The 12,726-nt window shown below is 41.8% G+C and carries 7 protein-coding genes; 5 read left to right on the plus strand and 2 right to left on the minus strand.

All coding sequences use genetic code 11. The features are described from left to right. The first annotated feature begins 59 nt into the window (after nt 1-59). From B9A58_RS07955 to B9A58_RS07970, 4 genes are all read left to right on the plus strand, one after another. Nucleotides 60-3,254: a caspase family protein gene (locus tag B9A58_RS07955; RefSeq protein ID WP_084372111.1), complete on the plus strand. Its 3,195-nt coding sequence runs from the start codon at nt 60-62 to the stop codon at nt 3,252-3,254. 10 nt (nt 3,255-3,264) lie between these two features. Further along, nucleotides 3,265-4,050, plus strand: a complete 786-nt coding sequence (locus B9A58_RS07960) for a hypothetical protein (protein WP_139793803.1) — start codon at nt 3,265-3,267, stop codon at nt 4,048-4,050. After that, on the plus strand, nt 4,050-5,219 hold the full coding sequence (locus B9A58_RS07965) for a hypothetical protein (protein WP_084372114.1): 1,170 nt from the start codon (nt 4,050-4,052) through the stop codon (nt 5,217-5,219). The genes B9A58_RS07960 and B9A58_RS07965 overlap by 1 nt, the downstream gene beginning before the upstream one ends. A 198-nt stretch (nt 5,220-5,417) precedes the next feature. Continuing rightward, the gene (locus tag B9A58_RS07970) at nt 5,418-8,870 is read left to right on the plus strand and encodes a starch-binding protein (protein ID WP_084372116.1); all 3,453 of its coding nucleotides are present in this window, start codon (nt 5,418-5,420) and stop codon (nt 8,868-8,870) included. Nucleotides 8,871-8,970: 100 nt separating this feature from the next. Here B9A58_RS07970 and B9A58_RS07975 read toward each other — a convergent pair whose 3' ends face one another. Together B9A58_RS07975 and gdhA are read right to left on the minus strand one after the other, a co-directional pair. Beyond that, the gene (locus tag B9A58_RS07975) at nt 8,971-10,599 is read right to left on the minus strand and encodes a S41 family peptidase (protein ID WP_084372118.1); all 1,629 of its coding nucleotides are present in this window, start codon (nt 10,597-10,599) and stop codon (nt 8,971-8,973) included. A gap of 301 nt (nt 10,600-10,900) precedes the next feature. Beyond that, nucleotides 10,901-12,256, minus strand: coding sequence for an NADP-specific glutamate dehydrogenase (gdhA, locus tag B9A58_RS07980; RefSeq protein ID WP_245827034.1), 1,356 nt, complete (start codon nt 12,254-12,256; stop codon nt 10,901-10,903). A gap of 223 nt (nt 12,257-12,479) precedes the next feature. On the opposite strand from gdhA, the gene B9A58_RS20355 reads away from it, so the two are divergent. Continuing rightward, the gene (locus tag B9A58_RS20355; RefSeq protein ID WP_176214721.1) at nt 12,480-12,650 is read left to right on the plus strand and encodes a hypothetical protein; all 171 of its coding nucleotides are present in this window, start codon (nt 12,480-12,482) and stop codon (nt 12,648-12,650) included. The last annotated feature ends 76 nt before the right edge of the window (nt 12,651-12,726 follow it).

The following is a 12,726-nucleotide window of genomic DNA, read 5'->3' on the forward strand; positions in this document are numbered from 1 at the left end:
ATAGTTAAGACTGTCTCGATTGATTCGAGGCAGTCACTTATATTCTAAAACTACTCACTATGCTACGCTCCTATCTCTTATTGAGCTTTTTCTTGTTATGCTTTTTTACAAACGCACAGGAAAACCAACTCATTGTCCGCCAAGGGCACACAGCCGCCATAAACAGCGTGAAATATGGACCTGACGGAAATGTGGTCTATTCTGCCAGCGATGACAAATCCATTAAAATGTGGGATGTAAAAACTGGCGTGGACATTAGCACCTTCAACGCTCACACAGCTCCTGTCAAGTGCATGGAGCTTTCTGAAGATGGACAGTTATTAGTCTCTGGAGATCTGCAAGGGAATCTATTGCTATGGGATGCCAAAACTGGTCTGGTGAAAACAACTATATCAGCGCATCTGGGGAGTGTAAACACAGTCAAATTCACCAAAGATCAACAATATATGGTTTCAGGTGGAGATGATAAAATGCTCAAAGTTTGGAATTTGAAAGGTGATACACTGAAAACAATTAAGGGATTCAATGCTTCAATTCAAGCCATTGGAATCTCACCAGACGGCACCAGAATCATATCTGGCGGTTACAAAAACAATGGAGTTGAACTACTACTGATTGACCTAGACAAAGGAAAAATCATAGATGATGCGCTCAATCATTGGAAAGGTGCTGCTGCTGCTCAAGCCTACGCCAAAACCATTATGACCCCAGTGGCACTGGCTATGAATTTGGCCAAAGGCAATGTAGGCAAAGGCATGACGACATTCTATATTATGAATTATAGCAATATCGAATTCACGCATGACGGAAGCAAAGTATTAATCTCCCAAAACACCTTTCTGCCACTCACTGCTGCAAAAGGAGAAGAAACCAGCGAAGGCTCGTCCAGTATCTCTATTATAGAACTATCCAAGGATCAAAATCAATTCACGGAAGTGATGAAACCCATTAGATGGCAATCTAGTCATCCCAGAGCAGTGGCTGTCTTTAATCAAGATCAGACCAAAGTCATCGTCAATGAAAAATACAGCATGAAGGTATATGATATTGAAAATGCTGAATTTCCAGAACCTGGAAAAAAAGAAGCTACTCAGTATGTTCCTCCTGTGGTAAAAGAAATAAAAGGAACAGGACTAGGCTTAAATGCATTAGCTCTTTCTCCTGACTACAGAACGATCGTTTCGGCCGATGATGATAGAAAGATAAAACTGTGGGATTACCACTCTGGCCGAAAGATTAGAGATTTGGAAGGTTTCGTTCAGCCTGCCCTTGCTGTGGATATTTTACCTGATGGCAAACATATTATGGTTGGTTCACTTGATCGTAATCTTACTGTTTGGGATATCCATACGGGCCAATTAGTCCGGACTTTTGACAGGTCTTCTGATGTATGTAGCATTGACATCTCTGACGATGGCACAACATTCCTGACAGCTGCAGTGAATACCGAATTTTTCAAAATGTGGAATTATAGGACAGGAAGACAGCTCAGGTCTTTTTTAGAAACAAAAAAACAAACGATCTGGGTGAAGTACAATCCAGATGATGATGATCAAATCTTTGCCGCTACAGCAGATGGAGAAGCCAAAATATGGTCTATCAGTGAGTCCAAAGCCAAAAAGAAAATCAAAGGAGACTACCTTCTATTTGAAGACAAGTATAAAAACAATGACTTCAAAGTGAGCTGGAAAAACTATGAGCTCATAGTCAAAAAATCGAATGCGGAGTACATCACGGATATCCAAAATGGAAGATTGACAGATGCTGTCTTCAGCAAGGACAATAAGTACCTCATTACCACAAATGAAAACGGGGAAATTGTCCTGTACAATTTGGCTACTAAGCAAAGAACCATAAGTATGGCACTCATCGGCAACAATGATTTCATCTCTTATACCCCAGACTTGTACTACAGCTCGTCGAAAGGAGCAGCAAAGGCCATTGCCTTTAAATCCAACAATAAAGTCCTTCCTTTTGAGCAACTTGAGTTGAAATACAATCGACCTGATATTATTGCGAAGCGAATCGGATACACACCACAAAAACTGATCTCTTCGTACAAGGCCGCTTACGACAGACGCTTGAAAAGGCTCGGTTACACAGAAGAGGAATTGGGGAATACTTTTGATTTGCCCGAAGTGAAAGTAGACTTCACCTCCATACCACTGGAAACAGATCAAAAGACAATGAAAATTAAGGTCACTGCTACAGATCAAACTTACCCAATCAAACAACTACAGGTATATGCCAATGACGTCCCAGTTTTCGGATCGAAAGGTGTTTCTGTATCAGACGGCAAGATCATAAATAAGGAACTATCCTTCCCTTTGAGTAATGGCATCAATGAGATAAAAGTAACTGCCACTAATGCAAAAGGTCAAGAATCTATCCCTGAGAAATTTGAAATCCAATATACAGCAGATTGGGACAAACCCGACTTGTACCTTGTGGGAATTGGCGTATCCAACTATCAACAATCCGACTACAATCTGGCTTTTGCGGCCAAAGACGCACAAGATATGATTGAGACCTTGTCAGGCTCCAGTGCCTATGAAACGGTTAATGCCAAATTACTCATCAATGCAGATGCTACAAGTTCAAACATTATGGCCGTTCGCTCTTTCATAGCTCAGGCAAAAACGGATGACGTAGTGGCTATCTTTGTTGCTGGTCATGGCGTTTTGGACAAAGACTATAATTATTTTTTCGCCACCAATAATATGGATTTCAGTAATCCAGCAAATGGTGGATTGTCTTATGCCCAAATAGAATCGCTCATAGATGGTATAGACTGTAGAAACAAGATATTGCTCATGGACACCTGTCACTCAGGCGAACTGGATGACGAAGACGTACAAACTGTAACGGCCTCAGCCAAAAAAAGTGGGGCTGTATCCTTTAGGTCTACAGGTAGTATTGTGAAGTTGAAAGAAAACAGCTTCGGCCTACAAAATACACTAGAACTATCTAAGTCCCTTTTCAGTGATATGAGAAAAGGCACTGGTGCTACAGTCATATCAGCTGCTGGAGGCACTGAATTTGCAGCCGAAGGTATGAACTCATCCAATGGTCTGTTCACTGCCAGCTTCATTGAGGGTATTACCACCAGAAGGGCAGATGTCGATCGGGATAGAAGTTATTCTATTTCTGAAATGCGTGCATGGGTGGGAGAACAAGTCACCAAAAAAAGCAAGGGTAACCAAGTACCCACTTCGCGTGAAGAAAACGTGAAAAATGATTTCAGAATCTATTAACAATCACATCATGAGAATAATTGTAATTTTATTTTTAATCATAGCCTTTCAGCCAGCACAGGCGCAGCAATATACTGTCATCCATGTGATAGGTAAAATTTATAATAGCCAAACGAACAGCTATCTCAAATCCGGTTCAAAGTTGAGCGAAGACTCCAAACTTAAATTTGAAACAGCTCATGCGCGAGCCGCAGTCCTAAGTTCATCAAGAGGTAGATACATCATCCAGCAACAAAGCCATCAAAGCAATGGAAGTGACCTTGTCTATTCATTGTCGACTGTTCTGGCACCAGCCAGAGGCAAAATGAGTACCCGATCTGGGGGTATCAACAATCAAATGGATTTTGTCAAGAAGTTCGGAGAAAGCCCAATTGCCATAGTTGGTGGTAAATACACAGCAGCCATTTCTACTACGTCCTATCCATCAGACGACAGTAGATTTTTTTATGCCAGTTATACTTTCAATGGTGAAACCATCAATAAGAAATTGAATATTGAAAATGGATCATTGGTATTTGATATGAGCACTTTCTATGCAGTAGACGGCATCACAATTGACCCCAATCAAACCTCAGCAGCCAAATTATTCTATTATGACAGCCAAAAAGAAGAATCCACAGAAATCACCTCATTGGATTTCGTAATTGTGAACGACACAGCGTTTGCTGCCATAATAAAATCACTAGAGGATTTAAGCAAAGAAGAACAGGCCAAAAGCATGCAGGAAATTATTGTCTCACTCTATGGCTCTTGCGAGCTCAGTGATATTCAAGCAATCTTAAAAGCTTCAAATTAATGATCAAAAAACGAATTTTTCTGTGGTTGGGGATCATGGCCAATACTTTGGCCATGATCTTTTTAACTTTCTATTTCATGAGTTTGCCTTGGTTAGCCGGGGACGAAAAGCTACTGATCTGGAGTACCTCTGCCATTAAATTTGCCAACCGAGAAATGCCGGCCTCAGAAGATTTCGCATTGATCAACACTTCTTATGACTTACAGCTCATTGATCGTCTGGATGATTTCGGTTTCCCTATTGGGCAACGAGTCATCACTGACCGAGAAAAATTGACACTCATTCTTGATGCCATTTCTAAGACAGAAAATCCGCCTAAATACATTATATGCGACATTCATTTTCTGGACTCGACTGCTTCTGATTTTGGCCTGGATACCACACTGCAAAAATTTGATAACCTGATCATCTCCTACCACCTCAATGACTTTGAAGAAATAGAATACCCTATATTCAAAGATGTCAATCGAGGATTATCTGACTATGTAATCGGCAGTGTATTTGACGGGGTTTATAAATATCAGCTACTGCACCACGACTCACTGAAATTGACGCCACTCAAAGTTTATGAGGATCTTTCAAACCAAGAAGCAAAACCAAATGGTCCATTCGTGAAAATTGGAGACAGATGGACACCCAACAATTTTGTAATGAATTATAGACTCCTCCAAAAGGATATTGAAAACATTGAAGCTGGTTTTAATCCTATCAACATGGGCGAACTGCTATTCCTGGAAGATCAGGATATCCAAAATTTTGTGGCTGGTAAAATTGTTGTGATTGGGGATTTTTTCGAAAACGATAGGCACGAAACCCTTTTTGAAATTTCATCAGGCCCGCTCATTTTGCTCAATGCTTTTCTTACGATTCAAGAAAGTGACACCTACGTCAACTTCTGGTTTTTCCTGCTAATACTTGCAAGCTATGCCTATCTGAGCTACATGGTATTTGTAGAAGGGGATTATATGGAAAGTCGCATCACCAAGTATTTTGGTGCGGTCAGGGTAGCCAATTACCTGGCTGGCTTTATGAGTTATCTGATTTTGCTCACCCTCCTCTCTTGTCTCACTTTTTTTATATTCAATATCCATCTCAATGTTTTCTTTCTGGCAATCACTTTTTATCTCACAGACCGACTGATAGGCTTATACCATCGTCAGAATAAGTAGGCAAAACATCTTGTACCATTCTTAAAGGTTTCAATTCATGGAAAAAAGGTTCCACTTGATGAAGTGAAGCGATTACTTCCTTGGCACGCCTTACATTTAAGGTTGGATTTTAAACCATAGATCGCATCCCCCCGCGTCTTTACAGATGAAGCAAAATCCTCAGACCCACTTCTACACAGAAACCTTTTAAATATTTATATGAAAACAATTCTATTTTTATTACTGACCGCACAGGTTTTGCTCGTTCCACTTGGCGCAAATGCCCAGACGGATTTTAGGGAAGAAGCGATTTACTTCCTACTGACCACTAGATTTTTTGATGGTGACCCATCAAACAATGTACCCAACGAATGGAGTTCTTATCATCCAGACCCTACAATAAACCCTGAAATCACTGATCCTAACGATGTCACCTGGAGAGGGGATTTCAAAGGGTTGATTGAGAAACTGGACTATATTCAAGACCTTGGTTTTACTGCCATCTGGATCACACCTATTGTTCAGAACTGGAGTCCTCTGGATTATCACGGCTATCATGCTTATGATTTCACTAAAGTGGATCCAAGATTAGAATCTCCTGAAGCCACCTTTCAAGACTTGATCAATGCCGTGCATGCACGCGGTATGAAAATCGTTCTGGACGTAGTGACCAATCATGCTGGCCGATTTGGAATCAAAGATGTAGCAGAAATAAAATACAATACCGATCCCACACAGCCTTGGGGTCAGGATTCCAATGGAAGCGTATTACAGCCTAATCCAAACTGGGCCTATGACGGGCTTACACCAAACCCGGATGACGGTAAAATCTGGAGCCGTGCCAATCTGCCCACCATGCCGCCACCATATAATAGCAATCTAGCCAATTACAACTGGCCTTCTACGCAGTCCTATGTGGATACAACAGACCCAGATTGGTATCATCATTCCGGCAACGGCTTTGCACAGGGATGGGACGACACTGAAAATCTGTATAACCGGGCACTGGCCGGAGACACACCTGATTTGAATACTGGTAGCCAAGTAGTTCGTGACTATCTGGTGGCGGCTTACACCACCTTTATCAATATGGGAGTGGACGCATTCAGATGGGACACCATGAAGCACATGGACAAGGAAGATGTATTGTATTTCAAAGACGCCTTCCATGCCGTGAATCCAGACCTCTTCATCTTTGGAGAAGTGGCGCAAAAAAGACATGAACTGCACAATGTGGAAGAAATCAATCCACACTGGTACACCTGGCGTGGTGCAGTCAACAATTCAGAAAACTCTGATATAGCGGTACTCGACTTTTATGCCGAAGCTACTTTTCATGGCATTTTCGAAGAAGGGGGAGGTTTTTCTGGTGTACAGGCAGCTGCACGATATGATCACTTGTATAGCGACCCTTCCACGCTTCTGACCTGGCTTGACAATCACGACTTTGGTCCTAACAATGACTGGAATGCCCGATATGGCGGATCAGAAGAAAATCTGGCGGCCTGTATGAACTTCATGTTTACCTGGCGAGGTATTCCTGTGGTGTACTATGGTACGGAGATTCAATTTATGAAAGGGGAATATGCAGATATTCATGACGCCTCAGGTATTACCAAATCTATTGACCTGACTGGAAGAGCCTATTATGGGGATCAATTTGACCAAGCGCCTAACCACGTGATCTATCAACACATCAAAAAGTTGAATGCCATTCGCAAAGCTATTCCTGCTTTGCAAAAAGGTAGCTGGCGATGGGATGGCAATGCAGGCGGCAATGCCGTGGGCTATGTCAGAAAATACAACGACAGTGAAGTAGCTGTAGGACTGGCCAAAGATGGTGGCGCCACTTTCAATTTTTCTGGACTCACAAACGGCACTTACAGAGACGCTGTCACAGGTGCTGAAGTACAGGTGACTAATGGCTCTATCAGTTTTGACGTCACCTCTGGATCAGCTGGTATTTTTGTACTCAACGGACCTGGAATGATCGGAGGAAATGGTGTTGGATATTTTCAATCTGGTATTGGAGGAGGAAATCCTGTAGTAAGTATTTCACCTGCAGGTGGCAATTACACGGATCCTATCAATATCACAATGCATTCTTCTTCGCAAAACGAACCAAGTACCATCTATTACACTACCGACGGAAGCACCCCTACAACCAACAGCCCTATTTACCAAAGTCCTTTTAATATTGATACTCATAGCACAGTATCGGCCTTAGCAGTGGATGGGCTAGGCAATTACTCAGCGGTTGTGACTCATTCGTACGCTATTGGCGAAATCAGTGGCCTCACAGTGTACTACAAAAACAACTCAGGCTGGAGTGAGCCAAACATTTATTACTGGGGTGTCCAACCTACTGAAGCCACAGGAGGTGTCAATTGGCCAGGTGTACCCATGCAGGATGACGGTGACGGCTGGTACAAGTATACATTGGCCGAAGCAGCTAGCACAAACCTTATTTTCAATGATGGCAACAATCAAACCGAAGATTTGAGTAGAAGTGCAGACGGCTGGTATGAGAATGGCACCTGGAGTAATACCGACCCCCGAACGCCAATAGACCTCCCTCCATCTGTATCTATAGACATAGCAGGTGGAAATTTTGTTGTTGGAGATCAAATTTCGGTCACTATCAGCGCTAGTGATGATTCTGGGCTTGCACCATCTATTTATTATACTGTGGACGGCAGCACGCCAACCGATCAAAGTCAAACCTACAATGGGTCGATCCTTATTACCACTACCACCACACTCCGTGCATTGGCTATTGATAACATAAATCAGCCTTCAGGTATCGTTTCGGAGACCTATAACTTTTTGCCTCCGGCTCCAGGACTTACGCTTCACTTTAAACCAGATGGCTACGCAGACCCAGAAATCTACTTTTGGGCTGTTACCCCAAGTGGAGCATCCACTATCTGGCCAGGTATAACTATGAGCGATGAAGGTGAGGGCTGGTATAGTTATACCTTAGAAAATGCTGACTGCACCAATGTTATCTTTAACAACAATGGAAATAGCCAAACTTCAGACTTAAGCAGATGCAGTGAAGGATGGTATGAAGCAGGTACTTGGTACGACTTGAAACCCCAGCCAGGAAGTGGGCTAACTGTTCATTTCAAAAAACCAGTCGCATGGAATACGGCTAATATTCATTTTTGGGATGTGACTCCATCAGACATAGATGCCTCGCAATGGCCTGGGCCAAGTATGACTCCTGAAGGAGACGACTGGTACAGTTTTACAATTGCAGATGCCTCATGTGCCAATATATTGTTTAATGATAATGGTAGTGCTCAAACTGGAGATCTCAATCGCTGTAGTGAAGGATGGTATTCGTCTGGATGGAGTTCAACTTCGGCAAGGTCTAGGGAACAAAACCAAGACATCGAAAACTCACAAGCCAATAAGGTATCGATCTACCCCAATCCATCTACGTCTGGCATAGTCAACATAGATTTGGTCTTTTCGTCTGAGGTAGAATATACTATTCAGGTAATAGGAATCAGTGGGCGACTAATTGAAGCCAAAACTGACCTTCGAAGCACCATAGGCATGCAAAGTCTTACACTTGAAAGTAACAGTTGGCAAAATGGTGTCTATATCATCCAAGTCAACTTGCCTCATCAGGTAATCAAAAAAAGACTGACTGTGGTGAATTAGGTAGCTAAAAATGAGATCGCCTAAAGAGCAATACTTTACTTCTCCAACCCATAGGAGGATGGATTAAAACTTTTTAGGCGATTTCTTAATTTTTATTTCATTAGTTGCTCCGCACCATAATCGCTTCCGCTTGATCAAATAGTTGGATGGCTTGCGTGTAAATTTCATTGGATTGGTTGTAAATCGGATAGAAACCATCATTGTTCCAAATGCCGCGAGCAATCTGAGCTTTCAAATACAATTTGATCAAATTCTTGGAGTGCTTGAACTGAGCATCGTTATAAGCCAGTCCACTTTCTTCAGCCACTGCGACCAATTCCTTCAACATTTTTTCATTGATTTCAAAATCCGTGAAGTATTTATCGAAACCATCACTTTCCAGTTTGGCTCTATTGCCATCAGAATAGGCCAGAGAATACTCTCTAATGGCATTGGTAGTGAATAATCTATTGAGGTAAGCTGAATTGCCTGCTGTATCCATTGGAATGAAATAATCTGGCATGATACCTCCACCACCATACACGGTACGGCCTTTTACCGTCTCATATTTCAAAGTATCATTCTGGTGGATGCTGTCAGCATTATACAATTCTCCCGAGGTATATCTATTATAGATATCACTGTAATAATCATCTTTTCCTCCTTCGTAAGATCGTTGAATTGATCTTCCACTTGGTGTGTAATACCTTGAAATCGTTAGGCGCAATTCTGATCCGTCGGACAAATCAATTGGCATTTGCACCAATCCTTTGCCGAAAGACCTTCTTCCAACTACCAGCCCTCTGTCGTTATCCTGAATAGCGCCAGAAACAATTTCCGAAGCAGATGCGCTTCCTTCATCAATCAATACGATCAAAGGTCGGTCTTCAAAGAGCCCAGAGTTACCAGCTCTATGCTCCTGATTATATCGAAATTCTTTCCCTTTAGTGAATACAATCATCGGGTCGCCCGGCAAGAATTCATCTGCCATTTGAATCGCCATACTCATATAGCCGCCAGGATTACCTGTTAAGTCTAATATCAATTTTTGCAGCCCTTTTTCGTCCAATTTGTCCAGTGCAGATTTGAATTCTTCATAGGTAGTAGCCGTAAATCTGTTGACTTTGATGTACCCAATTTCATCATCTATCATGTAAGAAGCATCCACAGAAAACTGGGGAATTTTGTCTCGAATGATTTCAAAGTCCAAAAGATCCTCATTATTCTTTCTAAGAATGGAAACAGTCACCTGCGTTCCTTTTGGCCCCCTCAATCTATCCAGTACACCACGAGTTTTAATACCTATACCCGCTACGTTTTCAGTGTCGACTTTTATGATTTTATCTCCAGTCAACAGGCCTACGCGTTCGGAAGGTCCTCCACTGAGCGGAGCCACTACATAGATGGTATCTCTAAAAATGTTGTATTCTATACCAATCCCGTCAAAATTACCCTCAAGTTGCGAGCGGCTATACTCTTGCTCCTCTTTAGGTATGTAAGCTGTATGCGGATCCAATTCTTCCAACATATCCGCAATGGCCTTTTCTACTAAATCCTCTGTTTTGACCTCATCTACATAGTTGCGATCTACGTAATTCAAGATTTCGCGGAATTTTTGAAGTGATTGAGCCAAGTCAGACCCTCCATCTGCAGAGCTTGTCATATTGGCACCAATAAAGATCCCAGCTGCAATGGCAATAGATAGGAAAAGGGGGAGCCTGATTTGGGCTTTGGTATTTTGAATTTTCATAGACCTAGAAATAAAGTATTAATCCTTTTACGAGGAAAGTATCTATAAGATACCAAAAAAGGGGTCTTAATTCAATAGACAGAATGGATAGAAAACAAAAAAGACTGGCCTACCAAGTATCCCAGTCTTTTTCATGATTGCTCACTTTTTCGTTTGGCAGCACAAAAGGGCAAATAGCCGCGCCTACAAACAAAACCGCAATTAAAATTATCATTGTCATATCGAACCAGATTTTAATTTGAACGTCAAAGATAATCCGTTCTTTTCATACCACAAATCAGATCAATATTATTGTCAAAAATTATACGTGCCCTTGAGCCAGCATGGCATCAGCTACTTTCACATAGCCAGCAATGTTTGCGCCTTTTACATAATCAACATAATCATCATCAATACGCCCATATCTCTCACAGTTCTCATGAATAGAAACCATAATCTCTTTGAGCTTCTTATCCACCTCTTCACTGCTCCAACTCAAACGCATGCTGTTTTGCGACATTTCTAAACCCGAGGTAGCTACACCACCAGCATTAGATGCTTTTCCTGGACTAAATAAGATTCTATTTTTCCGAATCAAGTCCAGGGCACCTTCTGTGGTTGGCATATTGGCGCCTTCAAACACGCCTATACAGCCGTTGTCTATCAAGGTCTGCATGTCATAGTCTGGCAATTCATTTTGCGTGGCACATGGGAAAGCTAAATCGATTTTCGCATTCCATGGAGTCAACTCCTTATAAAAAGTGGCACTTTTATATTTACCTGCAAACTCGCTAATACGTCCTCTTTTTTCGTTTTTCAGTTCTTTAATGAAAGCCAGCTTTTCTTCGTCGATCCCTTCTGGGTCGTACACATAGCCTTGAGAATCTGAGACTGTCACTGGTTTTGCTCCTAAGTGCAACAACTTCTCTATGGTGTACTGCGCCACATTTCCGCTGCCAGACACTGCGCATACCTTCCCGTGCATGGAATGCCCATGAGCCTTTAAAACCTCATCTGCAAAATAAACTGTACCATAGCCGGTGGCTTCCGTTCGAATCAAACTACCACCATATTGCAGTCCCTTACCGGTCAGCACGCCTGAAAATTCGTTTCTCAATCTTTTGTACTGTCCAAACATGTAACCGATTTCTCTGCCACCCACGCCAATATCTCCTGCGGGTACGTCAGTAAAACCACCAATATGCTTAGACAACTCTGTCATGAAACTTTGACAAAAACGCATGACCTCTGCGTCAGACTTACCTTTAGGGTCAAAATCACTACCTCCTTTACCTCCTCCAAGAGGAAGTGTGGTTAAGCTATTTTTAAACACTTGCTCAAAGGCCAAAAATTTGAGTATACTCAAATTCACTGTTGGGTGAAACCTTAAACCTCCTTTGTACGGGCCTATGGCCGAATTCATCTGCACCCGAAATCCACGATTGATTTGATTTCTGCCCTGATCGTCTACCCAGGGCACCCGGAAGATGACGGCCCGTTCTGGCTCGCACATTCTTTCCAATATATTGGCTTCTTTATATTTTTTGTTTTCTTCGTTGAAAGGAATAATCACTTCTGCTACTTCACGAACGGCCTGAATAAATTCAGTTTCGCCAGGATTTCTAGCCGATATGCTCTGCATGAAAGCATCAATGGCCTGAGTCATGTTCTTGGACATGGTATTAAATTTTTGGGTTATAAATCTGTTTCAATATTAGCTAATTCCAACACATAATCCTGTCTTCAACTTTGATATTTTATCCCAGTATTAAATAATCAGAAGTGACCAACAGAAAACAACCTATGCAATTAATCATTAATTAAAATAATGATAATTGAACCCATTGGCTGTTGGCTCATGGAATTCGTTCCTTTGATTAAGCCACAAAACATAGAAAAATATGAACACGCACCCAACACCCGATTTGCTAGATACGCTTCGGATGCTAAAAAAGGAAGATCAAATGGACTTGCTCGACTATATCAGAAGCAGGTATAAGTATTCTTCAAAGGTTACGGATCGCTATCGAAAAAATGCTTTGTCTCAAATCAAAAAGGCATTGAAGTACTAGAATTAACCAAAAGAAAAAAGGGTCAATCCATATTTCTGAGGGATTAGACAATCCTAACCTACAGTTTTTAAACAGT

This window comes from Reichenbachiella faecimaris, from assembly GCF_900176375.1.
Classification (GTDB): Bacteria; Bacteroidota; Bacteroidia; order Cytophagales; family Cyclobacteriaceae; genus Reichenbachiella; species Reichenbachiella faecimaris.

What these genes read in the sequence shown, in the direction of transcription:
- B9A58_RS07975 (WP_084372118.1), bottom strand. Translation starts at nt 10,599, where the DNA reads ATGAAAATTCAAAATACCAAAGCCCAAATCAGGCTCCCCCTTTTCCTA.
- B9A58_RS07965 (WP_084372114.1), top strand. Translation starts at nt 4,050, where the DNA reads ATGATCAAAAAACGAATTTTTCTGTGGTTGGGGATCATGGCCAATACT.
- gdhA (WP_245827034.1), bottom strand. Translation starts at nt 12,256, where the DNA reads ATGTCCAAGAACATGACTCAGGCCATTGATGCTTTCATGCAGAGCATA.
- B9A58_RS20355 (WP_176214721.1), top strand. Translation starts at nt 12,480, where the DNA reads ATGAACACGCACCCAACACCCGATTTGCTAGATACGCTTCGGATGCTA.
- B9A58_RS07970 (WP_084372116.1), top strand. Translation starts at nt 5,418, where the DNA reads ATGAAAACAATTCTATTTTTATTACTGACCGCACAGGTTTTGCTCGTT.
- B9A58_RS07960 (WP_139793803.1), top strand. Translation starts at nt 3,265, where the DNA reads ATGAGAATAATTGTAATTTTATTTTTAATCATAGCCTTTCAGCCAGCA.
- B9A58_RS07955 (WP_084372111.1), top strand. Translation starts at nt 60, where the DNA reads ATGCTACGCTCCTATCTCTTATTGAGCTTTTTCTTGTTATGCTTTTTT.